Below are 24,511 nucleotides of genomic sequence, written 5' to 3' on the forward strand. Positions count from 1 at the left end.
ACCATAATTAATCAGAGCGCAAGCTCATAATATTAACTTAGCAACATTTTAGAAATTTGCGAGACAAATTTAAGATTTTCTCCAATAGCACCGTGGGGTGTGGGGTGTGGGGTGTGGGGTGTGGGGTGTGGGGTGTTTTCTCAGTGAACTGATAACTGATAACTGATAACTGATAACTGACTCCTAACCCCACCGACCAAATTGTTCAGCAAACCCTATCTAGACTTGTAGCATTTCTGGGGTTTTTTCCTTCTGCTGCAGTGCGACATGGAGACGGTTTAAGGCGCTGATGTAGGCGCGAGCGGAGGCGACAATAATATCGGTATCGGCTGCGCGAGCAGAGTAGGTGCGTCCTTCGTAACGGAGACGGATAGTCACTTCTCCTAAAGCATCGATTCCCTCGGTAACTTCTCGCACCGAGAAAGAAATTAATTCGTTAGGAATCTGCACCACTCGATCGATCGCTTTGCAGAGAGCATCCACCGGTCCTGTACCGATGGCCGCATCGGATAACTCGCTACCGTCGGGAGTGCGAATCGTTACCGTGGCCGTGGGTCTGGCACTATTTCCACAGGACACTTGTACTAATTCAAGGCGGAAGTGATCGGGAACCGTATCGATTTCATCGTTAACAATCGCTTCTAGATCGCGATCGGTGATTTCCTTTTTGCGATCAGCCATTTCCTTAAACTGGATGAAAGCGTTATTAAGTTCCGTTTCCGAAAGCTCAAAACCCAATTCCTGTAAACGAGAGCGAAAAGCGTTGCGGCCGGAGAGTTTACCGAGGACGATCTGATTATGGGTCAAACCGATCGATTCTGCATCCATAATCTCATAGGTGAGTTTATGTTTTAACACCCCGTCCTGATGGATTCCCGACTCGTGTGCGAAAGCGTTAGCACCGACGATCGCCTTATTCGGTTGCACGATCATGCCGGTCAGATTAGAAACTAGGCGAGAAGTGCGATAGATTTCCTTGGTGTTGATCTTGGTTAAAGGTTCCGTGGACTCTGCTGGACGACCGAGGAAAGGATTAAAATAGGAGCGCCGCACATGAAGAGCCATCACCAATTCTTCTAGGGAAGCATTACCCGCACGCTCACCGATACCATTAATAGTACATTCCAACTGTCGAGCGCCATTTTTAACTGCTTCGAGGAAATTAGCCACCGCTAACCCTAAATCGTCGTGACCATGGACGGAGATAATCGCTTGGTCGATATTGGGGACATTTTCCTTAATACCACGGATTAAAGCCCCAAATTCGCTGGGGGTGGTATAACCGACGGTATCGGGAATATTAACGGTGGTGGCTCCTGCGGCGATCGCTCTTTCGAGGACTTGGTAGAGGAATTCCGGATCGCTGCGGCCGGCATCTTCGGGGGAAAATTCCACATCATTAAGGAAGGATTTGGCATAGGCCACCATTTCCGGCACAATCTCAAGAACTTCCTGACGAGTCTTCTTAAGTTTGTATTGGAGGTGTATATCAGATGTGGCTAGGAAGGTGTGAATTCTCGGCTTGGCGGCGGGTCTGAGCGCATCGGCGGCAGATTTTATATCTTTTTGGGTAGTGCGGGCTAATCCGCAAATAATCGGGCTATCAGCTTCGCCGCCGACGCTGGCGGCAATTTTCTGCACCGCATCAAAGTCCCCCGGACTAGCGTGGGGAAAACCCGCTTCAATGACATCAACTCCCAGTCGTGCCAGTGCGCGGGCTATGGTTAGCTTCTCATCCACATTTAAAGCGGCACCCGGGGACTGTTCCCCATCTCGAAGGGTGGTATCGAAGATAATCACACGGTCTGGACTGGTATTCATAGTTTTTTTGTACCGTTAACGAACTTGGGAGTTGTTCCTCTGATTATAGCAGCCGAGGCCGAGGGGGTTATAAGGAAAATTGCCCTGAGAATTTCTCGACTTGCTCGCGCTTTTCCGGCTTGCCCTCTTTTTGGCTACCATAGAGGATATGGATAAATTGGCGAGGGAGTTAACAATGTTTGGCAAACCAGGGAAAGAACCGAACCCACCGGAGGTAAAAGACTTACAGGAGGTGATGTTTTCGATTAAGCAAAATCTCGAACCAGATCAGGATAAAGCTGATATTAATCTTGTTGATCCTCCCACTCCAGAGGTAGTTACTGTAGTTGAAAATATTAGTAAAATTCTCTCTCCCTATTTTATCGTTTTGGTGGGTTTATTCCTCTATGATCGAAATAGTTTTATCGGTTTTTTATTAGTCTTTACGGGAGTTTTAGCGATTTTTGGAGTTTCCCTCAAGGATATTAATAAACTCGTTGAAGAAGGGAAAAAGTTTTTCCAATCTAAGTAGTTTTATCCTCTGGATATGGTGATAACTGATAACTGATAACTGATAACTGATAACTGATAACTGATAACTGATATAAGATTATGTCTTTAGTTGCATCTTTACTCGATCGAGTATCTCCTCAGAGTTTACAACAATTGCGAGCCAGTGATCGAGCTTGGCAAGCTTTGCGTTTAGAAAATCCGCTTATTCCCACGGTAATTAATCAAAGTCAAGAATCTTTAGGAGATACGGATTTTGATCTAGTTATTGCCGGGGGAACTTTGGGAATTTTCATCGGGGCTGCTTTACAAACCAGGGGCTGGCGTGTGGCATTATTAGAAAGAGGTATTCTGCGCGGTCGTGAGCAGGAGTGGAATATTTCACGTTTAGAATTAAGCAGTTTTTTAGAGTTAGATTTATTGACCGAAGCTGAATTGAATCAAGCGATAGCGACAGAATATAATCCTGCTAGGGTGGGATTTTATCAAGGTTATGAGCTTTGGGTCAGAGATATTTTAAATATTGGTGTTAATCCGGTTTATTTGCTAGAGACTTTAAAAACGAAGTTTTTAGAAGCGGGAGGAAAGTTATTAGAAAATTCGGGATTTAGTGGGGCGATTATTCATACCGATGGAGTAATGGTTAAAACGGGAGAAGTGACTTTAAAAACCCGTTTATTAATCGATGCCATGGGTCATTTTTCAGCAATTGCAAAACAGGCAAGAAAAGGAGAAAAACCCGATGGAGTTTGTTTAGTGGTGGGTAGTTGCGGTCAGGGTTTTCCCAGTAATGAAACTGGTGATTTGATTTATTCTTTTACCCCAATCTTGCACCAATGTCAATACTTTTGGGAAGCATTTCCCGCTAGGGATGGTCGGACAACTTATTTATTTACCTATCTTGATACCCATCCCGATCGCTTTAGTTTAGAATTTTTGATGGAGGAGTATTTAAGATTACTGCCGGAGTATCAAAAGGTGGATTTAGAAGCGGTAAACTTTCAGCGTTTTCTAGCGGGTTTTTTCCCTGCCTATCGTCAAAGTCCTTTAAAAATGCCTTGGTCAAGAATTCTGGCAGTGGGAGATAGTAGCGGTAGTCAATCTCCGGTAAGTTTTGGTGGTTTTGGGGCAATGGTCAGACATTTAAAAAGGCTAACTTTCGCCATCGAGGAAGCTTTACAAATTGATGCTTTAAACCGAGAAGATTTAGCTATTTTACAACCCTATCAACCGAATATATCGGTAACTTGGCTATTTCAAAAAACCATGAGTGTTGCCATGTCTGCTAACCCTAATCCCAATCAAATTAATGACTTAATGAGTGGAGTTTTTCGGGTAATGGACAAGTTAGGAGATGAGGTCTTAAAACCATTTTTACAGGATGTGGTGCAGTTTTCTTCCCTCTCAAAAACTTTGCCTTTGGTTAATCCTCAATTAGTTTTACCGATGATTCCACAAGTGGGTATCAGTCCTTTTATCGATTGGACGGGACATTATTTGAATTTAGCTTTGTATAGTGGTTTATATCCCTTGGCAGCCACCTTAAAACCTGTTTTAGAAAAGTTACCCGACAGGCAAAAATATCTTTATCATCGTTATTTAGACAGTTGGAAATATGGCTCTGGGGGAGATTTTATCAGTAATCAGTGATCAGTGATCAGTAAACAGTGAACAGTGAACTGATTACTGATAGGGTGCATCTCTTATTGGTGACATTCTCTCACATATTGGTGAGCAGCAGAAGTTATTCCAAGAGGGCGAATGCAATTCGCCCCTACAATAATATTATCGCGTCAATGGTAGGGGCGCACTGCGTGCGCCCAAATGTAATATAGATATTTCTACAAAATTGAGATGCACCCCATCTGATAACTGATAACTGATAACTGATTTAATCTTTATCTTGAAAAAATTGTTGATCGAGATAATTAACTTTAGCATAGGGTTCTAAAGCGGAGAGAATTTGTCGGCCATAACTGCGGGCATTGACACGATTATCGAGGACAGCCACACAACCTTGACACTCCCGGAGAGACTGGACAGATTGCTGAATTTCCCTTACTGCTGTGGGTAAAAGATAGGCACGAAACCAGTCGAGATGTTGTCGTTTATAGTAGGCAATTTTGCCAGCAACGAGAGGATTTTCGGGGGAGGGTAAGGGTAAAGTAGCGATAATTAATAAACTGGGAGTCGGAAATTTTTCTTGATGGGTTTGCCAGAATTGCCAACCACAAACGAGAATAGTATTACTATTAATCTCAGTTTTTTCCACTTGCACTCGCGAACCGTAATCGGCTGCCATTTGGGTGGCAATTTGTGCCTTGAGGGGAACATCTTCAATCAGGATTACTATCGGTTGTTCACTGGTATGATTAGCACTAACTAATTCCCGCACTTGCTTTAATAACATCGGTTGAAATTCGGGGGTATTGGGGGCGCTGATGCGATCGGGTAGATATAAATGAATATATTCACTTTCGCGATCAGCTGCAAACTTTAGAGTTAAAATTTCTCCGATACCCTGATTTTGACGGTATAAATTAGCGGATTTTTCGCTATCTAAAAAACTGCCGATTAAAACAAAGGGTTGCTGCTGCCAAATCGGTTTGAAAAAACTAGCCACCTCCAAAGGACTGATTTTTAGGGTAAATTCTTCTCGATCTCGATCTACGGATGTCCAGAGGAGATAATTAAGCTCGGGGATTTTTGCCGCTAGAAGTTGCCAAACAGAATCAGTGGTTAAGTCTTGATCCAAGCGTTGCAGGAGAGCAATTATATATTCTTTTTCCTTGGCATCAATAAGATAGCAATTATAGGGATTAATTGGATGACCAAGAATACTTTGGCTAAGTTGTGCTTTAATTAAGTCTATAAACTCTCTATGCTGGGGATATGCTGACCCTAAAGCGAACCATTGTTCGGGAGTAATGGTGACGGTGAGATAATCTACTAGACAAGTTTCTAAATCTTCGGCCCGATCGATTATTGTGGGGATATTCTGGGGAAAATGACCGAGATTGCCCAATTTATCCTCTAACCATTGTTGGGGTGTGGTGAGGAGTAAACCGGTAAAATTAGCGGGAAAGCGATCGCTTTTGAGGATATTTCGCTGAGTTTGTAACCATGCTTGCAGATGGGGGATTTCCACTTCTAAAAGTAGGTTTAGTTCCGACTCTGGGGCAACAATCAGAACAGGTGTATCACCCAAAAGAGCCGGGGTGAGATAACTGAGACAATAACGGGATAGAGTAGTTCCAGTTTGTATGAGAGAGGAACGTTTTAAGCGTAAAGCTCTAGCCACCAGTCGCCCCATAGTGAGATGATGAGACCAGTAAAAGCGTCCTTGTTCGCGTAAAAAAGCGCGTAGGGAAGAATGAACCGCTGCTTCTAATAAAACCATCTCATCTCAGTTATTGGTTATCAGTAGTCAAACCTACTCCCACGAGTTGACCGTGGATATTTTAAGTTTATGCTGTTGCATCTGCTTTTTACTTGCGACTTGGTGTGAGATGATCTAGAGATGTCTATTTTATGAGAAGGATAAAGAAAAGTAATGGCAGAAATTCAGTTTTCCAGGGGGTTAAAAGAACCGATTGTTCCCGATATCCGCTTAAGTCGCACTAAAACGGGAGAAAAGGGATCGGCAAAATTTTATTTTGATCAACCGACTATCCTGGGAGATCAACAAACCGAGGAAATCACGGGGATGTATCTCATCGATGAGGAAGGAGAAATCGTCACCAGGGAAGTAAAAGGCAAATTCATCAACGGTAAACCCATGGCGATCGAAGCTACGGTTATTTTTAATTCTCCCGCAGAGTGGGATCGTTTTATGCGTTTTATGGAACGTTACGGTAGCGAAAACGGTCTAGAATTTACTAAATCTTCCTGATTTTACCCTTAGCTTCTGGCAATCTGTCAAAAAACCCGCATTCAGGATCGATGCGGGTAGAAGTGAAAAATCAGAGGAAAAAGCTATTTAACTCCCAACAATTCCACATCGAAAAGTAAAGTCGCGTTGGGAGGAATTACCCCACCGGCACCCCGCGCACCATAACCCAATTCTGGGGGGATAATTAAGGTACGCTGTCCACCGACTTTCATCGATGCGACTCCTTCATCCCATCCTTTGATCACTTGACCCACTCCAATGGTAAAGGTAAAAGGTTGATTGCGATCCTTGGAACTATCGAATTTTTTGCCGTCTGTGAGGGTTCCCGTGTAGTGAACAGTCACTTTTTGACCTTTTTGGGGAGTTTCTCCAGTTCCTTCCACGATATCGATGTATTTTAGTCCCGAATCGGTGGTAACTGCTTGATCTAAATCCATGGAGATGATTTCCTTATTAATAGTTTGAGTGATAGCGGGTGGATCGATTTCTGCGGCGATCGCATTGGTTTTTTCCCCTCCACCAAAGAGGGAAGCAACGATTAAAAATAAGCCACAAACCGCAATAATAGCAAAACTGAGCAAGATTTCGCGCATTGATTTCATAGTTCCCTAACGCCAGAGTTTATTCTCTAAGTCTCTCACCTGCCGTTCTAATCTATCAATCCTTCCTCGCAGTTCGTCCATTTCCGATTGTCGGGGAACCCCTAAATCCCGCAAGATCTGGCGAATATAGCGTTCTAAGTTATTCTCGAAGTTTCCCTGTTCGGACTTCATCTGTGTCATCAGATCATCGACAAAGTTTTTAGCCTGATCGGAATTGATTTTACCGTCTTTTACTAATTCATCGCTCACTTCTTTGATCTTTTCTGCCACCATGGAAGTAGTGCCAATACCCATCAGCAGCAATTGTTTAATCCAGTCGCTATTATCCATTGTTTTCACACTTTTCAAGGAGACGGGGATAAAAATATCCCTATTCCATTATGGACTTTTGCGGCGGTAACGGCAGAGCGATCGAGCAGATAACCCCCTAAGGTTATTCCAGTGGAACTCCCCCCATCTAGGTTTAAACCGTCTGTTGCCGCCATTAACAGCAAAATTCGAGCTAATTCGCCTAAAGTTGCCCCCCTTCCCCCGACGCGATTATGGATAGCAACTAGCAGAATTTTTCCTTCTCGGCTAACTGCGATCGCACTGCGGGAAGCTTGTTGATTTTGGAATGCCGGACTAAATTTTTCGGCATTTCCATCTAAAACTATGCGCCCATTCTGCAATAATAGGGGGCCAGCACCTAAAATCTGAGGATAATTGGCAAAATCCCTCGGTAGGGTGACGCTATCGAGGTTGACTGTCTCACCAATATTTAAATTAATATCTGTCTTTCGGCAGATGACTAAATAGCCATTTTCTGGTACTTCTATACTATCCTGTGGCAAAAGATTATTTAATTTCTCCGTCACGCGATCGCCTTGGACGACTAACCCAGTTTCCCGCTCGGTGAGGGGATGATAATTACTTCCCCAATCGCGAGTATAACGACTGCAGCCGGCTGTTAGGAAGGCACTATTTAACTGGGTTAGGGGAAAACGTTGTCCGGTGGCAGTAATGAGAGTTTCCTCTAAACTGAGGCGATCGATCCTGATTTTACCACGATTATCCCATGCGATCGCTCCTCGGTTTAAAATTGGTCCGGATAACCATTTGCCATCCACACGAATTGCTCCCAAAGGTAACTGATTATTACGATTAAAAAAGCCGCCATTAATCATCGCTACTGCGTTACTTTCGCTATTAATCGTGATCAGGGGATTAGTGCCGCGCATTGAGGTGGAATTAGCGGTAATTGGTTTAATAGTTATCTGAGGATTTCTAGGATCGATTTCTAACCAAGTCACGGGAAACCAATCTTTGTCTAACTGGATATATTTTTGATTCCAGATTAACCCTGGTTGCCAAACAATGCGCTTTTCATCCATAGCATCGGGACGAGAATCAATGATAATTCGGGGAGGATTAGCCACACTGCTGATCTGTAATCCGTAGGCAGTGGGAAGGTTAATTTTTAAACGACTGATCACTCCATTATTTTCTAAGGAAGTGATCTGAGTGGCTAAGTTATTATTGGAGTTGCCTAGATCATCTTCATCGTTATTTTGATTACTGTTGCTGATAGTTTGGGGTTGAAACCTAGAGACGAGCGATTGCTGGGCATTTCCTTCTAGGGTAATCACAGCTTCATTTTTTGCCTGACTAACTTGCCAAAAGGTCGGGCGATCAAGTTGAATAATAATCCTTTGTACTGCTCCATAATTTTCTAGCTGAATATCTTGAATCTGGGGAGCAGGAAAGTTAATAGTTAAACTATCGCCATTAATAGTGGTTGTTGCCCCCATTTTTAGTAAAATATCCGTAACATCCAGCCAGCGATCGGAATTGATCAAATTAGCTGATAAAGTTTGTAAATTAAACCAGTTTATCGGTTGCTTTTTTGGATCATTTGTGCTAAGAAAATCCATGCCAAATAATTGTCTTGATCCCGTGTCACTCATGGCGATTCTGGTACTATTTGCTGTTGTCCACTGTCGCCAAGAAACGGGCAAAGAACGACCATTAAGAATAATTTTTTTTCCCTGTTGCTGGTTTGATAAATCCCTAGCAGCTAAAGTTATTGGTGATCTATGATCGGCTAAAGATATAGCTGGACTGCCGATAATTATCAAGGAAGTTACCGTTAAACAGATAGATGATAAAGTCAGGTAATTTAACTGCATAATTATCCCCCTAAATCACCTGAGTTAAGATGATAAAGAGCAATGATTTTTTCCGTGACTTCTGTAATAGTGAGATGATCGGTATTAACTTCGATCGCATCTGTGGCTTTTCGCAGGGGTGCTAGGGAGCGATTACTATCCAAATAATCCCTTTTTTCAATCTCTTGGGTTAATTCTGCGAGACTAATACCTCCATTTCCCTGCGCTTCTAAGTCTTTTAATCTCCTTCTGGCTCTTTCTTCGGGTGTCGCTGTCAAGAAAATCTTTAATTCCGCTTCTGGGAAAACATTAGTACCAATATCTCGACCTTCCACAACTATTCCCCCCGACATTCCCATCTGTCTTTGCAGGGTGACTAACTGCTGTCGCACCGCTTTTTGAGCGGCAATTCTGGACACTTGCGAGGTAATTGCGGGAGAGCGAATCTCTAAAGTCACATCCTGCCCGTTAATCTTCACTATAGTCACATTTTCGGGACTATCGGCCGGAATTATTTCTATCTTCGCTAAAGATAATAACTCGGCGATGGCCGCTTCTGCGGACAAATCCAGACCGGAATTCACCACCAACCATGTCACCGCACGATACATCGCACCGGTATCGAGATAGGTTAACCCCAATTTTTCCGCTACTAAGCGCGTTACCGTCGATTTTCCCGCTCCAGCAGGTCCATCAATAGCGATAACTGCCCGACGTTGACGCAAGATAATATTATCAATTAAACGGGTTTGACCGATCGATCCAGCGATCGCTAACAAGCCACCTGTCTCGATCTGCTCGATCGGTTGTAAACTCTGGGGATGGACTAAATCCAGATACTGAGGGCGAAATTCTGGCACTCTGTCGAGATTTTTTTGCACAATAGCCAGTAGTTTTTCCCTTTGTCTTTCCCCTAAACGAAAACTTTCGAGAGCTAATTGCAAACTTTGGGCGATAATTGTCGCTTTTTCCCTTTCTGTGGCCGATAGATACTGATTGCGAGAACTAACTGCTAATCCCGATGTTTCTCGCACTGTAGCACAAGCGCGAATCTCGATCGCTAAATTTAAATCCCTGACTAATTGCCGGATAATCGCTAACTGTTGGGCATCCTTTTCGCCAAAATAGGCGATCGTCGGTGCAATTATATTAAACAACCGCGTGACAATTGTGGCTACTCCCTGAAAATGCCCCGGACGAAAAGCACTACATAACCCGCTAGTCAGAGAAATCGGGGGAACAACTGCGGTTATCTCCTCAGAATTACCAATTCCTAAAGTTTCCGCACTGGGAGCAAAAATAGCAGCAACTCCCAAAGATTCACACAATTGGCGATCGCTGTCAAGGCTGCGGGGATAGCGAGAAAAATCCTCTGTGGGGCCAAATTGTAGAGGATTAACAAAAATACTGACCACCGTTACCTCCGCTTCCGTCACTGCGCGTCGAATTAGACTAGCATGACCTTTATGGAGAGCGCCCATGGTTGGCACGAGGGCAATACTATGATCATGGCGATAATCAGCCAAAAAAGTGCGTAAACCGGGGATTGTTGTGAATATTTGCACAGGGTTCACTCCTTTAATAGCCTATTCCACTACTATTCGCCAGGGGATGCTGCCCGATGATCAATTCGGCTGCTTCCGGGGAATCGGCTTTAAATAATAACATCCCATCGCCTCTTTCTGTCCAATAACTCGTTTTTTGCCTCCTGTCGGCTCTCTTGGGTTTGGTGGGTAAAATGTATTTTATAAGATATATTCCCGCCAGCGAGCGACTGGAACGAACCACAAAGACACAAAGGACACAAAGATTGATCGGTTCTATATAAGTTAAACTGATCACACAAAGAATAAGAGAGGCTCCTGTGCTGTCTCGGTTGACCGCTGCATATATGCTTGTTTAACAAACCGGGGCATAATTTTTTTCAGGACAATGACGGGTGAGCAGCCCGACAATTCTATAGATTAATGGCAAAAAAGACTTGACAAAATCCCTCGATTTGACCTATACTTTTTATTATAATGGGAATCCGTGCCGAAATATATATATAAGCCTTTTTAGTTCTGCTCATAGTAGGGTTGATTCATGAATCAACCCTACCCCACTTCGGGGGGGTGGGGGAAAATGGTTATTAGCTTCCCCACACCTGGCCCCGACGAAAAACTTTAGTATAATCAAGAACAGTGAGTATTTATTAGCTTTTCTGTCTAAGATTGATGTTAAAGGCTGTTCTGTTCGATTTTAATGGGGTGATCATCAATGATGAACCAATCCATCAAGAGTTAATCAATGAAATCTTGCTCGGGGAAAATTTGCTGCCCCTAGGGTCGGAATTTGCGGAGTTATGTCTGGGAAGAAGCGATCGCGTCTGTTTGCGTAATGTTCTCACCCGTCGCGGTCGTCAAGTGACCGAGGAGTATCTGACCAAGTTAATTAACAAAAAAGCGAGTTTATACCGAGAAAGATTAGGAAAATTAGAGAAACTTCCTATTTATGAAGAGATATACTCTTTTTTAAAACGGGTTAAGGCCAGGGATTTACAAATCGGTTTGGTGACGGGAGCAATACGATCGGAAGTGGAATCAATCTTGCAACAGACGGGCCTTGGGGATTACTTTAGTGTCATTGTCACCGGTGATGAGATCAGCACCAGTAAACCTCAACCGGATGGTTATTTACTGGCCGTAGAAAGATTCAATCGTTGGAATTTTAATCTACAGTTGCAACCCTGGGAATGTCTGGTGATTGAAGATACTTTTGCCGGTTGCGAAGCGGCAAAAAGAGCCGGAATGCAGGTGGTGGGAATCGCTCATACCTATCCCTTCCATTTTATGCAGAGAGTGTCCAACTGGGCGATCGATAATTTCTCCCAACTAGACCTCGATCGCGTGGAAGCAACTTTTAGCCAAATCGGGGATACAAGGGAGCGATCGGGATTTTTAGGCAATTTATAACCATCTAGGGGCGATTCACAAGCTGAAAATACCTACTTGTAAAAATTGGCAATTCGTGTTATGCTAACGAAACTGCTAAGAAAATGCGGGTGTAGTTTAGTGGTAAAACCCTAGCCTTCCAAGCTAATGATAGGGGTTCGATTCCCCTCACCCGCTTAGGCTGTTGTGCAGTAAACGTCTAAGGAATTATCGGTAATACTAACGGCGATTCTGACTTAGAGATCGCTATCTTCTAAATATCTCTGCAAATCTTTGGTACGCTGCTCGGTGACATTTGCCAAACAAAAACCGTAAATCATGGGAGCTAGAGAGCCTCCCTCATAGGCGCTTCTTTCAAATTCGCAACTGCGAAAATGTCCTAAATTTGGCTTAGTAGCCACATAAAAAATCGTATCAATTTGTGCTAAGGCTTTTTTGGCTTGAGTTAAATCTGGATTTGCGCCATAAAGATTACCTCCTAAACAGAAAAGGGTGTTGATTTTTCCCCCTTCGGCAGCTTTAATTAATGCCCTGGTATCAATTTAGATCGATTTTATCGATTACCCTCGGTTTCGGGATCGGAAATCGTCTGGAGAACTCGATGTATAATGGCAGTAGAGAGGGTCGAAGGGGGAGAAGCGGCCATGAAAGGTTTTCACTATTCTTTGGAGTATCCGATCCTTAGAACAGGCTCGGCTGGAAGGGATAGTTGTCCAGCGATTCTACCGACGCAGGGATACGGTTCGGCTATTATCCGAAGGGCAAGCGAGAACGATATTCGCCCGCTCTACAAACTCTACAAAATCGTCGCTCGCTCGAACCCTGGCAATTTAACCCAGGAAGAAGGCGAAATTACACTCGACTATGTGTGCGGGGTGTTAAAGGAAGGATTACAGTGCGGGCTGGTTCTAGTTATCGAAGAGGGGGGGGAAATGGTCGGCTGCTTGAAAGCTTTCACTTCACGATTTAAGTGTCTGGCTCACGTCCTCACTAATGCGACGATGATAGTTCATCCCGAATGGCAGGGGAAAGGATACGGCGGTCGATTGATCGATGCTTATCTGAGAGAAATTGAAGCTAATATGCCTCATATCCTCCGATTTGAACTTTTGCCCCATCGGAGTAATACAAGGGCGATCGAGTTTTACAAAAAGCATGGTTTCAGATGGGAAAGTATGGCTTTCCAAAAGATTAGAAAACCGCAAGGAAATTTCGACTCCGAAGTTACACTGGTCTGGTTCAACCCGAATTTTTCCGAGGAGGGGTTGAAAAGATACCATGCTTTTTTAAGTTCTCCTATCCTGTGATGTCTAATCCTTTTTTAAAATCGTCGGTAAAGGGATGATCAAATTCAATTAATAGCCGGAAGATATGTCCCATATAAAAAGGAAAAATAACCGGGCAAGCCGCCGATTATTGACAATATCTCCTGATTGTGATTTTATCAGACTAGGGAGAGATTTATTAAAATGATAATTCCGATGGATAAAAATGAAGACTTTCAACATTTAGAAGAGATGATCGCCAATCTCCAAGTAAAACAGAAACAGATTCTGAAAGGGATGTTAGATTATCCGATTCAAATCGATTCGGCAATGGGGATACTTTCCGATCCATCTCGGCAATTGGCAACAACTCATAATAATATAACCAGAATACATAAAATACTGAAAGAATTGGAAAAACAAGGATTGGTTAGTTTCCACGATCCTCAATATTCTTTGACCGAGTTGGGAAGGGAAATAGTAGGACACCTTAGCAATAAGAGTCCAACCCCAAAATGGGATGCACAGAGAAAGGAAAAACTGCAAAAAACCTACGATTTTTTAGAACTCCATAGACAAGGATTGAGCTATCAGCAAATAGGGGATAAATACGGCATAAGTCGGGAGCGCGTCCGTCAAATTCTTGCCAGTAACCCCGAATTTGAAGCTTATCGGCAAAAACAAAAGTAAAACAATTATCGTTGAACGACTGAAAAGAAGAGCAAGAAACGATTATAATTCTATCGGATAACCTGGATAGTTTAGGTTTTTATAGCATCTCGTGAGTTCATAATAGTGATATTGGGAAGCGGGATAAAAAGATGAAATATTGGCTTTAACTAAATCATCGGTAATTCCATTTTCCCTATTGTTGTATTGAATCTAAACCCTGTCTTGGATAATCTTAACCTGAATTAAACAACTATGTTGAGTTTGCTGTCACCTTTTGGAGATAATCAGGTATTGGCTTATGTCCATATTCCAAAAGTGTTAAGAATTATGTGCGATTGCCCCACCTCTTGACTAAGTTGTTAGAAAAAGTTTTTTTATTGTATGTTAGGATGTGGGCTGTTCATTTTTGGGTCTGATTTGTTCTTGTATTGATCGGACATTGATTGATGAGCCTTTTTCTGTCAACTCTTGAGGTTGATGCGTTTCATTTTTGAAGGCGAACCGATGAAATATTTCTTAACAAAATCACTAATCGCCACGGCGGGAATTACCTTCTTTACTCTCCTTTCTCCTTTCAAGACCCTAGGGGCAACCTTCGATAGTTTTCAGGTATTCGGCGATAGCCTATCGGATCCAGGAAATTTATATCAACTAACGGGCAATCTTTACCCGACTAGCCCCCCCTACGCAAATGGGCGCTTTTCTAACGGTCCGCTCTGGATCGAGTATTTACAGGAGGATTTCGGACTGCCGAATAGCGCGGTGCTGAATCTTGCCTACGGCGGGGCCACCAGCGGTCGTCAGAACGTGGCCGAACTCTTGTTCACGGGGGATTTTCCCGGATTACTCGACGAGATCGACTCGTTCGCCGCGAACCCGTTCCTATCAACTTTCGACGCTCGCGATCTCTTCGTCGTGTGGGCCGGGGCTAACGACTATCTTTTCGGCTTCACTACCGACCCCGATGCCGTAGTCGATAACATTATCGCCGCGGTTGAAACCCTGATCTCGCCTGCGGTCGGTGCGAAAACGGTGATCGTTCCGAATCTACCGGATCTCGGGAAATTACCCAGTCAGGCGGGAATACCGGGGATGACGAATCTAGCCCTAGAGCATAATCAGAAATTAGCCGCCGCACTTCAAGCCCTCCAAAACGCTCCCTCGACTGCGGCCACTCTGATCCCGCTTGATATCTACTCTCTCTTCGAGAACACCTACAACGATCCGTCTCGCTACGGTTTAACCAACGTCACGGACGCTTGTTTGAATATCAATACCGGGCAGAGCTGCTCGAATCCCTCCGAGTATCTTTTCTGGGACGGTTTCCATCCCACGACCGTAACCCATCGAGCGATCGCCGGTCTCGCCTCGACAACTCTCACCAGCGTTCCCGAACCGGACGCGACAGGTGCGATCATTATCGTCGCTTTTGTCGGTTTAGGTGTTAAAGTGGCGCAGGTAACGATGAAGAGAAAACCGAACCGGGCCAGCGATCCCGCCTTTCGGGTAAAAGCGGCTGAAGGGAGGAGTAAATCTTTATTCAGGTAGGTAGAAAAATCGTTATAGTGATGTGGAAAGAATCGCCCGTCACAGCATAGCTTGACGGTGGGAGTATGTCAATGTACGGCTGTAATGCCTGATTTTGTCCTATAGGTCTAATAAAGTTGTTAAGTATTGCCCTTATCGATCGAGATCGGGTTAGCTTGGAGATAGCAGTGAGCATTCAGCTTTAAACACTTAAGAACTGCTAACCGAATCACTGATAAGGGGGTTTTTTCATGGCTTTTAGCCGTTCTAGCGGTATTTTGCTTCATCCCACCAGTCACCCCGGTCGTTACGGGATTGGAGAACTAGGTAGGGAAGCCTATCAATTTATCGATTTTTTGGCTCAAAGTGGTCAAAAACTCTGGCAAATTCTCCCTTTAGGCCCCACAGGGTACGGTAACTCTCCCTACATGAGTTTTAGTGCCATTGCCGGCAATCATCTCCTGATTAGTCTCGATCTTCTTCGGGAGAAAAACCTGCTTAGTGAGGCAGATTTCGAGGATATTCCCGATTTTCCCCTCGATCAAGTGGATTTTGATAAATTGATCGCTTGGAAAATTCCCCTACTTAGAAAGGCGGCGAGCAATTTTGTCAAGGGTTCTGACACAATTCTTTACAAACAGTTTGCCGGCTTTTGTGCTGGCAATGCCGATTGGTTAGAGGATTACGCCCTATTTATGGCTTTATCCCACGCTTACCAGGGTAAAGCATGGATGGAATGGCCGACAGAAATTCGCGAACGTCATTGGGGTGCGTTGGAAACACCGAAACAGGAGTTACAAGAGGAGATTTTTCTGCACAAATTCCTACAATTTGAGTTTTTTGAGCAGTGGTTAGCCCTAAAACGCTATGCTAACTCCCTCGGTATCGAGATTATCGGTGATATCCCCATTTATGTCTCCCATAATAGTGCCGATGTTTGGGCAAATCCGCAGGTTTTCCGACTAGATACCCAAACCGGTAATCCCTTAGAAGTGGCAGGGGTTCCCCCAGATTATTTCTCAGAAACGGGGCAATTATGGGGAAATCCTCTTTATAACTGGGATTATCTCAAAAATACGGGCTTTGACTGGTGGGTACGCCGTTTAAAAGCGGTTCTTTCCCTAGTCGATATCATCCGTATCGATCATTTTCGCGGATTAGAGGCCTATTGGGCGGTGGCTTTTGGCCAAGAAAACGCTATTAATGGTCGTTGGCTCAAGGCCCCGGGTTATGATCTCTTTAATACTATTGGCGCTCGTTTAGGTAAATTGCCGATTATTGCCGAAGATTTGGGCGATATTGACCAAGCAGTCTTAGATTTTCGCGATCACTTTGCCTTCCCCGGGATGAAGATTCTCCACTTTGCTTTTGGGGGTGATGCGGGTAATCCCTATCTTCCTTTCAACGTCGAACGCAACTGTGTGATTTATACCGGCACTCACGATAATAATACCACTGTGGGCTGGTTTCAAGATAACGCCAATGACTACGAAAAAGCGCGACTTTATCAATATCTTGGCGCTCCCAGTGGTCAGGGAGTGGCTTGGGATCTGATTCGACTGGCCTATAGTTCCGTGGCTAATCAGGCGATCGTACCGTTACAGGATGTGTTAAGTTTAGGATCCGATGCGCGTATGAATACCCCTAGTGTCGCAGAAGGGAATTGGTCATGGCGCTATCGTCAGGAAGCTTTAACCGGAGAATATAGCGAGAGATTGCGAGATTTAGTCAATCTTTTTGGCAGAAATCGTTAAATAGGGTTTGCGGCAAAAAGCTTTTCCTGGGGGCAGGGTGTGGGGTGTGGGGTGTGGGGTGTGGGGTTTTACCGATTTTGAGGTAGTCAATTACCTAATTTTCAGGGAAAAAGTACCTGAATTTTCCCCCCGATCCCCGCAACGGCTGGCACTTTTTGAGGAAAAAAAAGTCTAAAAGTCTTATCCAACAAGGTTTTTAGATTTATTCAGCAGACCCTAAATCTCAAACCTTTTGTCGAGACGTTACCCCTAACGTCTCTTTTTGTCCGGTTAATGTGAGGGAGAATTTTTTAGCAATCTTTGCCGGATGCGATCGAGATTTTCTCGACTATTGACAGGTAAATGGGGTAAGGGTAATTCTAAATTGGGCCAATTACTCAAATCATGGCAGGGACAGGATAAACCCGATTGGCCCAGCACTTCAATTGGTACGGGTATATTACAACGAGCGCAGGGGTGAAATTCCCATTGAGGGGAAAGTAAGTCTCGGATAGTTTGTTGAGTACCTTCTAGGTAACAATCGCCACTTTGAGGATCAAGCATTTTTTGCCAACAATCCTCAAACTCCGACGAATAGCGATCAGCATTGAAAATTGGCAGCGGAAATAGCATAGCTTGGTTTTTGGGACAAATAACTTTTTTTCCCAATTGAAACCAATGGGCGAGATATTTTTTAACGGCGGGGGTGTCTGACATATAGTTAGGTGTGGAGGCTGCCCTGATTATTGCTCTTACCATCAATCCTAGCGTTAACTTCCGGTGTCGGACAGGTCTTAGGATGATTGATGATCGAGTTTAATAATTATTTTAGGTAACTGAGCATCTACAGCTAGATTAATCCCAATAAACTCACCATTAAAGCTTTTTGGGCGTGCATCCGATTCTCCGCTTGTTCCCAGACTTTTGATTGTACACCCTCGATCGCCCCGTCGGTAATTTCTTCACCCCGGTGAGCAGGTAAACAATGGAGAATAATCGCGTCTTTGTCAGCGTGACTCATTAGCTGTTCATTGACTTGGTAGGGCTGAAAAACGGGAATTCGGGCATCAGCGAGGCTTTCCTGTCCCATACTCGCCCAGACATCAGTATAGACCACCTGAGAGTCTTTTACTGCCGTAACGGGATCGTCGGTAATTAAGATTTTACTACCGGTTTTCTCGCCAATAGCCTGGGCGCTGGCGACAATTTCCCCATCCGGTTGATAGTTTGCGGGGGAGGCAACCCGCACATTTAGCCCCATCAAAGCACCACCCAAGAGGAGAGAATTAGCGACATTATTACCATCCCCCACATAGGTGAGGTTAATTCCCCGTAAAGTCTGAAAAGTCTCTTGGATAGTCTGTAAATCGGCTAATATCTGGCAGGGATGTTCTAAATCCGTTAAAGCGTTGATAATCGGGATGCGCGAGTAATTGGCAAAAGCTTCTAAATCCTCTTGTTTAAAGGTGCGAACTGCGAGAATATCGAGATAGCGATCGAGTACCCGGGCTGTATCGGCTAAGGGTTCCCCCCGTCCCACTTGGGTTACACTGGGATTAAGATCGATCACCTGTCCCCCTAACTGGTACATGGCGACGGTAAAGGAAACCCGGGTCCGGGTGGAAGCTTTATAAAATAGCAATCCCAAGACTTTTTTGCAGCTAGGGTTAAGAGTGCCAGCTTTAAGCTGTGCCGATAGATTGAGTAGGGCGCTGATTTCTTCGCTACTCATGTCGGTTATTCTTAAAACATCTCGTCCTTTTAAAGTGGCTACCATTGGTTTTTCTCTCGATAAACAGGGGTCTTGATTGGGTTTTATGGCAGTTAGCGATTAGCAAAAATCTTGAGCAAAGACCTTATTATAATCCAGTTTTTTCGTTATTAGGCAATTTTTCCCGAAAATTTTCATTGTGGGGGATGTTAGTCTAGCTAACACCCCCAAATTATCTGTTAAATTAGGTAGGTGTTAAACATTGTCAGATTCACCCCTTATCAAGGCGGCTCCCCCCGCCTATCGGCACCCCCCTTATCAAGGCGGCTCCCCCCGCCTATCGGCACCCCCCTTATCAAGGGGGGCAGGGGGGATCAAACCCAAAATCTAATTTCTACTTAACTAATTTTGCCCCACACTTAGAACAAAAATTAGACGAGGGCGGGTTTTTGTGTCCACAATTACCGCAGATAATTAAAGCTGGGTTAGCCACTTCCGTCACCGGAGAAAGAGGAATTTCTCCACCGCTATCCAACTTATAGTTATGGATTAACTGCAAAATAATTGCATCTTCCCGTTTATATTCTGTATTGTCTTTTCCTCCTGTTAATTCCTCGGAACGTTGTTGTAAATATTCAATGAAAGTCCGATACAAAGCTTGTTTTTTCTCTGGAGTGGCTGAATCCTGTAACTTAGCTGTCACCTGACTTTGAATTTTTTCCTTATCTTCGCGACAAGCTTTTACTTCTAACACCTGTACCGCGTCTTCCCAACTGGTAGCGATATCGACTTTTTTTAATCCCGTTGCGGTTTTAATTTCATAGCGAATTGTTTTCTCATTAGTGACTCGATTGACTTCTGGAAAAAGCACTTTTAAAGCCCGGGCTGTCACCACCAATTGATAAATACTCGGATCTTCGGGAAAAACATCCCAGAAAGGAGGTTCCTTTTGGATATGCACGGGGATGGGTAAATCGCGATTTTCTCCCATTTGTTGGGCGCGTTTAGCGAGAATAAATTCTCCTTTCCAGTCCTGATAGGATTGCCGCAGTTCTCGCATTCCCTCGAGACAGCGTAGGGAAAAACCGCCAATTTCCTGCACGAAGACAAGACGATGTTTTTCCACTTCTGCCAAGGGTTTAATATCGTCTTCGTTGGGGATAAATTCCCGCAGTTTCGGCATAATTTTTTGGGCTGCTGGGTTATTGGTATTTCTTCCCCCAATCAGGGCAACATTTTGATTTAATTGCGGCGTAAAACCCGCATCTTTTCCTCGCAAAACCGCAGGATTAAGCATAATTAGTGGTCGCGATTTTTGGTAGGCAATGCGAAGATTATTGATAATATCGGCATCGTTGTTATAAATTTTTAACAAGCGATCGCAGGCGGATAATTCCTGCTGAATGCGACTACTAGCGGGAGCATTTTGTAGTAGTTGATTAGCTTGGTTTAGGATAACTTGTTGAAAATCTCTTTGACGAATATCGGCAATCTCGGTGATGTCAAATAAACGCATATTTTCATCAGCGCGGCGCGTTTCTTTCCAGAGGGGGCTAGATTGCTTTAAAATCTCTTCTGAGAGGGGTAAACAAAGGTTATCCATACCTGTATCGTAGGCATTTTTGTTGCCGGCAATCCCCGATGCAAATTGTTCGATAAAGTCTTGATAAAGACCATTTAATTCTTGTCTGTCAAATAATTTAATCCCATTAATTAATAAAGCATCGGCACTATCGATCTGTTGATTAGCTTGGAGATTAAATAGATCGCGACTTTGAATTAATTTCTGACGGAAGCGATTAAACCGGCTTTCTAATTGATTAAGATGTTCCAGTAAACGATTAATAACCTCTACTCCTGCACCTCTGGTTTTTCGTTGAATATTGGCCATTAAATAGCCTTCCAATCCCGTTAAAGCTTCTTCACAATATTCTTCCATCTTATCTTTTTTCGAGATATGAAGTTTATCTTTGAGATCATTAATTTCCGCTAAGGCTGTATCGTATTCTCGTTGACGTTTACTTTCATTTTGACTCCAAACCTGTTCTTGATCGCGACGGAATTTTTCTGCTATGTCGGTGAAGATTTGTCGTACTAAAATAATAAAACTCTCGGCAAATTTTACCCCACGGTTCCGATCCTCAAGGATATTATAAAACTCCATTTCTAGGGACTTTTTACCCCGTTGAATAATTTCATCTCGGTTACTATAAATCTTTTTCAGGTAATCGCCGTGCAGCCGTTCATCGGGACTCAATTCTAGTAAATGATTGCGTTTAAATTCCTCGACTCTTGGCGTTAAATAATCATTAATAAATTGCAGAATTTTTCCCTGTTCATTGCCTAAAATATTAACACCCTGTTTGGTACAAGATAGCCAATTATCTTGATTGATTTCCTGACGAGTTTCGTTAATCCATTGGGAGATTATGGCAATTAAAGAGCGATCCTTGTCGGCACATAAATCCATAATTAATTCCCCTTCGCTCAAGCGCATTCTTTTGAGGATATCACCTCTGACTAACTCCAACATTTGAGCGGGTAAAATCACGGAATCATTCAGCCACCAATTAATTAAATCTTTGGCTAAACGTTCCGATAAAGAGGCACGAATTTGGGCAATAGGAATTTCAATAGTTGATAGCCCAAAACTCATAAATTGCTTAGGATAACCGCGACCCCCAGGGTCAGCTTGCGCCCAAGAACCCTTAATATTATCTCTAATGGAACGCTTATGGGGAGCAAAATCAGAGGTCATATCTAGGAAGATATTTTGGGCGATCATTTCCCGAATTTGACCGAGTTTAAAATCACCTTCTCCGTTTTTTGTCCCCACTAAGTAAGTAAAATCAAAGGGGGGTAGCTTACTAACAACTTCATCGACTAAACCGCTGCTAAACTGTTGATGATATTCGGTTCTGTAGTCAGAAAAGTAATTTAATTCCATCAGGGCAGCGTAACCATTAGCCAAAACTCGATCGCCGACACTAATCCCCGCAAATGCTTCAGGAGTGGGAACAATTGCCGTACTCAAAGGACTACTTTCCCCGCGTAACCAATTACGAATACAGTAGCCTAGATCGATTAACATTCCGCTACCTGTACCACCGTTTAAAGACCCCGTAGTAAAGACATTAATAGCAGTATTATTAACTTTAATTCCATAGCGATCGAGCATAAAGTTTTCTTGTCCTTTTACCCGTCTCACCGCATCCAGAAATTTTCTTTGGATCTCATGATAATTACAAAATAAAGCAAAACGTCCACAGGCGCGAATTTGTCCCGCTCCCGCTTCCAGGGAAGTAATATTTCTCTCTAATTCCGGGGGAAACCAACTATTAATCCAGGGATATCTATCCATGTCAGATACCATCTCCTGTACCTGTTTTCCACTCACCCGGGCCCAGTGTTTTTCGTTATCTTTAAAAGCACTGCCAGCAGCTTCAGGATTACTGATTTTATAATCCTTATCCGTGTCAACCACCAAAAAACTGACAATCGGAAAATTGCTCAAACTGCCATAACTTTCCTCGATTAGACGACGCAAGCGCGATAAAATTTCGTTACCCGTGCCACCTATACCCACTAAAACCGTGGGAACCATGCTTTTTTCTTCTACTGCTGCTGGCATAATTATTTAACTCCTAAGGCCATTTCTTGACGATTGCGAGGGACTTCGTAGGCGAGGAAATCGTAGGCTAATTTAGTGTTAGGAAAAATTGCCCGCGCTTCCTCTAACAGATTGGAAATATCCAGAGAATTACCCGGTAGATAACGGGGGCTAAAATGGGTCATTAATAACAATTTTACCCTGGCTGCCAAGGCCACCTGGGCTGCCATCGTCGAAGTGGAGTGAACACTTTCAAAGGCTAACCCGGCATCTTGGTGTGCAAAAGTCGCCTCATGAATTAACACATCTGCATCGCGTGCCAATTCGATCGATCCTTCACAAAAAATAGTATCGGTACAGTAGGCAATTTTACGGCCGATTTCCGTTTCCCCGCAGAGAGACTGACCGCGAATTTTTCTGCCATCGGGAAGGGTGACAGTTTCCCCTTTTTTCAGCTTGCCGTAAATCGGTCCGGGGGGAATACCTAAAGCGTTGGCTTTTTCCACATCAAAACGTCCAGGACGGTCTTTTTCCGCGATGCGATAACCGTGGGCGGGAATACGATGTTTTAATAGCTGACAGGAGACGGTAAATTCTTCATCTTCGTAGAGTATGCCGGGGGAAATGGCATGGACACGCACCCGATTGGCGAAATTAGTATAGGAATACTTAGCACAAGCACGCAGATAGTCCCCTAGTCCGGGGGGTCCGTAGATATCAATATCCTGAGCAGAACCGGCTAATCCGATACTGGCTAACAATCCCATTAAACCAAAGATATGATCCCCGTGCATGTGGGTGATAAAAATGCGTCGGATTTGGGAACTTTTTAGGTCGCTACGCAGTAACTGGTGTTGAGTTCCTTCTCCACAGTCAAACAGCCATATTTCCGCCCGTTGCGGCAACCGAAGGGCGATACTAGAGACATTACGCGAACGAGTCGGAACCCCGGAACTGGTTCCTAAAAAAGTAATCTCCACAGGATAGCTGTCAGGATAGAGGATTCTTTTTCTAGTCTAGGCTGTTTTGATCGATTTCTCGATCAAATTGCTGCTTTTCTGTATTTGATCACTTGGAAACAGGAAATCCCCTGATTTTGACCTAACTCTGCAATAATTACTCGCAGCCAGAAATACGTTGGTTCATATATCATACTTTGTGCTTTTTGTCAAAAAAACTTTTTTTTTGCAATAAAACTACACAAAAAAAAGATCATCGTTGTGGGTGAAATTGACTGATTTACTCGTCTTAATTAGGATCACCTTGTAGGTGTGGCAAGGGTTTCAACCATTGCCGCCCAAAAAAGCACAAAATAACCCATTATGAAATTCAGTAAAATCGCTGTAACCATTATAACATCGTTGTTAAATAAAAATCTTTCTCAATTAATTCTTAAGAATTTGTAAATATTGCGGAATGTTAATTTAAATATTCTCAAGCTTTTGGAGTCAATAAATAATTTTTGCTTATCTTTGTCCAACATCAGGTTAGAAGTTAGAAGTTAGAAGTCAGGAGTCAGGAGATTATTTTTATTTATTCTTCCCACACCCCACACCCCTCTCCCATCACCCCACACCCCACACCCCACACCCCACACCCGTTCGGACCTCGGACGTTCGGCGAGACTTCGGACGTTCGGCGAGACTTCGGCGTGAGCTTTTGTCGAACGCTGATCTCACGGCCGAAGCCCACACCCCATCCCTAGAACGATTTTGGATTGAGAATCCTGAAAATCCTCAAATCCTGATTAGATTTTGGCTTGTTAGAACTTCCTGTAAATATTGACTTTACTCTGTTTCTTGTTACCTTAATCCTAAAAGTTAGAACGAGATTGTAACAAAAAACAACAAAAAATAACAAAAAAAATGATGAAAATTTACAAAAAAGAATCCCAAAAGTGTTGAAAAATAAATCAAGTATGCGTACTATTCAACAAAGTAAAGAAAAAACCGAATCTTAAAACTGCTGCAAGTGGGTTGGGCGCATTGACATCCTCTCGCAGTATAACAGCGAAGATTGCTAAATCTCACGATTTAGGCTTCTGCTTCCTTCATCCCTACATACTATAGTTATGACCACACTTCTAGTCCCAGTTTACCTTGATGCCCT

At 43.5% G+C, this 24,511-nt stretch carries 18 protein-coding genes, 1 tRNA gene and 1 pseudogene; 9 read left to right on the plus strand and 11 right to left on the minus strand.

What is annotated here, in order from left to right; genetic code table 11:
* Window positions 1–219: 219 nt before the first annotated feature.
* Window positions 220–1,821, minus strand: coding sequence for a 2-isopropylmalate synthase (locus myaer_RS12515; RefSeq protein WP_046662336.1), 1,602 nt, complete (start codon window positions 1,819–1,821; stop codon window positions 220–222).
* A 175-nt stretch (window positions 1,822–1,996) separates the two neighbouring features.
* Here myaer_RS12515 and myaer_RS12520 point away from each other — a divergent pair, with 175 nt between their 5' ends.
* Together myaer_RS12520 and myaer_RS12525 are read left to right on the plus strand one after the other, a co-directional pair.
* Window positions 1,997–2,332, plus strand: coding sequence for a hypothetical protein (locus myaer_RS12520; protein ID WP_046662337.1), 336 nt, complete (start codon window positions 1,997–1,999; stop codon window positions 2,330–2,332).
* A gap of 80 nt (window positions 2,333–2,412) precedes the next feature.
* Window positions 2,413–3,960: an FAD-dependent oxidoreductase gene (locus myaer_RS12525; protein ID WP_046662338.1), complete on the plus strand. Its 1,548-nt coding sequence runs from the start codon at window positions 2,413–2,415 to the stop codon at window positions 3,958–3,960.
* Window positions 3,961–4,201: 241 nt separating this feature from the next.
* Here myaer_RS12525 and myaer_RS12530 read toward each other — a convergent pair whose 3' ends face one another.
* A complete protein-coding gene (locus myaer_RS12530) occupies window positions 4,202–5,710 on the minus strand; it encodes a helicase C-terminal domain-containing protein (protein WP_046662339.1) in 1,509 nt (502 codons plus the stop codon).
* Window positions 5,711–5,863: 153 nt separating this feature from the next.
* On the opposite strand from myaer_RS12530, the gene psb28 reads away from it, so the two are divergent.
* On the plus strand, window positions 5,864–6,202 hold the full coding sequence (gene psb28, locus myaer_RS12535) for a photosystem II reaction center protein Psb28 (protein WP_046662340.1): 339 nt from the start codon (window positions 5,864–5,866) through the stop codon (window positions 6,200–6,202).
* Between the two features lie 83 nt (window positions 6,203–6,285).
* Here psb28 and myaer_RS12540 read toward each other — a convergent pair whose 3' ends face one another.
* Genes myaer_RS12540 through myaer_RS12555 form a run of 4 tightly spaced genes read right to left on the minus strand, consistent with a single transcriptional unit; the run spans window position 6,286 to window position 10,516 of the window.
* Window positions 6,286–6,804, minus strand: a complete 519-nt coding sequence (locus tag myaer_RS12540; protein WP_046662341.1) for an FKBP-type peptidyl-prolyl cis-trans isomerase — start codon at window positions 6,802–6,804, stop codon at window positions 6,286–6,288.
* Window positions 6,805–6,810: 6 nt separating this feature from the next.
* Window positions 6,811–7,134, minus strand: a complete 324-nt coding sequence (locus myaer_RS12545) for a phasin family protein (protein WP_002737682.1) — start codon at window positions 7,132–7,134, stop codon at window positions 6,811–6,813.
* Between the two features lie 14 nt (window positions 7,135–7,148).
* Window positions 7,149–8,972, minus strand: coding sequence for a phosphodiester glycosidase family protein (locus myaer_RS12550; RefSeq protein WP_046662342.1), 1,824 nt, complete (start codon window positions 8,970–8,972; stop codon window positions 7,149–7,151).
* A 2-nt stretch (window positions 8,973–8,974) separates the two neighbouring features.
* Window positions 8,975–10,516 carry a bifunctional pantoate--beta-alanine ligase/(d)CMP kinase gene (locus myaer_RS12555; protein ID WP_046662343.1) on the minus strand — a complete coding sequence of 514 codons (1,542 nt, stop codon included), beginning with the start codon at window positions 10,514–10,516 and terminating at the stop codon, window positions 8,975–8,977.
* Window positions 10,517–11,167: 651 nt separating this feature from the next.
* On the opposite strand from myaer_RS12555, the gene myaer_RS12565 reads away from it, so the two are divergent.
* Together myaer_RS12565 and myaer_RS12570 are read left to right on the plus strand one after the other, a co-directional pair.
* Window positions 11,168–11,905 (plus strand): HAD family hydrolase, encoded by a 738-nt coding sequence (locus myaer_RS12565; RefSeq protein WP_046662344.1) that lies wholly within the window; start codon window positions 11,168–11,170, stop codon window positions 11,903–11,905.
* Between the two features lie 85 nt (window positions 11,906–11,990).
* Window positions 11,991–12,061 (plus strand) — tRNA-Gly (locus myaer_RS12570).
* Between the two features lie 59 nt (window positions 12,062–12,120).
* Here myaer_RS12570 and myaer_RS21220 read toward each other — a convergent pair.
* Window positions 12,121–12,252: pseudogene (locus tag myaer_RS21220) on the minus strand (lysozyme inhibitor LprI family protein); the annotation flags it as partial.
* Between the two features lie 240 nt (window positions 12,253–12,492).
* Here myaer_RS21220 and myaer_RS12575 point away from each other — a divergent pair.
* The 4 genes from myaer_RS12575 (at window position 12,493) to malQ (ending at window position 17,102) form a co-directional block, all read left to right on the plus strand.
* Window positions 12,493–13,191, plus strand: coding sequence for a GNAT family N-acetyltransferase (locus myaer_RS12575; protein ID WP_052734181.1), 699 nt, complete (start codon window positions 12,493–12,495; stop codon window positions 13,189–13,191).
* Window positions 13,192–13,365: 174 nt separating this feature from the next.
* Window positions 13,366–13,839 carry a sigma factor-like helix-turn-helix DNA-binding protein gene (locus tag myaer_RS12580; protein WP_235614744.1) on the plus strand — a complete coding sequence of 158 codons (474 nt, stop codon included), beginning with the start codon at window positions 13,366–13,368 and terminating at the stop codon, window positions 13,837–13,839.
* A gap of 459 nt (window positions 13,840–14,298) precedes the next feature.
* A complete protein-coding gene (locus tag myaer_RS12585; RefSeq protein WP_052734182.1) occupies window positions 14,299–15,369 on the plus strand; it encodes an SGNH/GDSL hydrolase family protein in 1,071 nt (356 codons plus the stop codon).
* Between the two features lie 230 nt (window positions 15,370–15,599).
* Window positions 15,600–17,102 carry a 4-alpha-glucanotransferase gene (gene malQ, locus myaer_RS12590; protein WP_046662346.1) on the plus strand — a complete coding sequence of 501 codons (1,503 nt, stop codon included), beginning with the start codon at window positions 15,600–15,602 and terminating at the stop codon, window positions 17,100–17,102.
* Between the two features lie 270 nt (window positions 17,103–17,372).
* Here the strand turns inward: malQ and myaer_RS12595 are convergent, their stop codons facing one another.
* The 4 genes from myaer_RS12595 to myaer_RS12610 form a co-directional block, all read right to left on the minus strand.
* Window positions 17,373–17,798 (minus strand): hypothetical protein, encoded by a 426-nt coding sequence (locus myaer_RS12595; protein WP_046662347.1) that lies wholly within the window; start codon window positions 17,796–17,798, stop codon window positions 17,373–17,375.
* A 133-nt stretch (window positions 17,799–17,931) separates the two neighbouring features.
* Entirely contained in the window at window positions 17,932–18,858 is a 927-nt protein-coding gene (gene argF / locus myaer_RS12600) for an ornithine carbamoyltransferase (RefSeq protein ID WP_002762401.1), read from the minus strand.
* 328 nt (window positions 18,859–19,186) lie between these two features.
* Complete coding sequence (locus tag myaer_RS12605) at window positions 19,187–22,423, minus strand: tubulin-like doman-containing protein (RefSeq protein ID WP_046662348.1); 3,237 nt, start codon at window positions 22,421–22,423, stop codon at window positions 19,187–19,189.
* A gap of 2 nt (window positions 22,424–22,425) precedes the next feature.
* Complete coding sequence (locus tag myaer_RS12610; protein ID WP_046662349.1) at window positions 22,426–23,382, minus strand: ribonuclease Z; 957 nt, start codon at window positions 23,380–23,382, stop codon at window positions 22,426–22,428.
* Window positions 23,383–24,511: the final 1,129 nt, after the last annotated feature.

Origin of the sequence: Microcystis aeruginosa NIES-2549, from assembly GCF_000981785.2 — a bacterium.
Classification (GTDB): domain Bacteria; phylum Cyanobacteriota; class Cyanobacteriia; order Cyanobacteriales; family Microcystaceae; genus Microcystis; species Microcystis aeruginosa_C.

Bases quoted from the DNA above. Each gene is read 5' to 3' on its own strand.
- myaer_RS12515 (WP_046662336.1), bottom strand. From the start codon at position 1,821: ATGAATACCAGTCCAGACCGTGTGATTATCTTCGATACCACCCTTCGA.
- myaer_RS12520 (WP_046662337.1), top strand. From the start codon at position 1,997: ATGTTTGGCAAACCAGGGAAAGAACCGAACCCACCGGAGGTAAAAGAC.
- myaer_RS12525 (WP_046662338.1), top strand. From the start codon at position 2,413: ATGTCTTTAGTTGCATCTTTACTCGATCGAGTATCTCCTCAGAGTTTA.
- myaer_RS12530 (WP_046662339.1), bottom strand. From the start codon at position 5,710: ATGGTTTTATTAGAAGCAGCGGTTCATTCTTCCCTACGCGCTTTTTTA.
- psb28 (WP_046662340.1), top strand. From the start codon at position 5,864: ATGGCAGAAATTCAGTTTTCCAGGGGGTTAAAAGAACCGATTGTTCCC.
- myaer_RS12540 (WP_046662341.1), bottom strand. From the start codon at position 6,804: ATGAAATCAATGCGCGAAATCTTGCTCAGTTTTGCTATTATTGCGGTT.
- myaer_RS12545 (WP_002737682.1), bottom strand. From the start codon at position 7,134: ATGGATAATAGCGACTGGATTAAACAATTGCTGCTGATGGGTATTGGC.
- myaer_RS12550 (WP_046662342.1), bottom strand. From the start codon at position 8,972: ATGCAGTTAAATTACCTGACTTTATCATCTATCTGTTTAACGGTAACT.
- myaer_RS12565 (WP_046662344.1), top strand. From the start codon at position 11,168: ATGTTAAAGGCTGTTCTGTTCGATTTTAATGGGGTGATCATCAATGAT.
- myaer_RS12575 (WP_052734181.1), top strand. From the start codon at position 12,493: ATGGCAGTAGAGAGGGTCGAAGGGGGAGAAGCGGCCATGAAAGGTTTT.
- myaer_RS12580 (WP_235614744.1), top strand. From the start codon at position 13,366: ATGGATAAAAATGAAGACTTTCAACATTTAGAAGAGATGATCGCCAAT.
- myaer_RS12585 (WP_052734182.1), top strand. From the start codon at position 14,299: ATGCGTTTCATTTTTGAAGGCGAACCGATGAAATATTTCTTAACAAAA.
- malQ (WP_046662346.1), top strand. From the start codon at position 15,600: ATGGCTTTTAGCCGTTCTAGCGGTATTTTGCTTCATCCCACCAGTCAC.
- myaer_RS12595 (WP_046662347.1), bottom strand. From the start codon at position 17,798: ATGTCAGACACCCCCGCCGTTAAAAAATATCTCGCCCATTGGTTTCAA.
- argF (WP_002762401.1), bottom strand. From the start codon at position 18,858: ATGGTAGCCACTTTAAAAGGACGAGATGTTTTAAGAATAACCGACATG.
- myaer_RS12605 (WP_046662348.1), bottom strand. From the start codon at position 22,423: ATGCCAGCAGCAGTAGAAGAAAAAAGCATGGTTCCCACGGTTTTAGTG.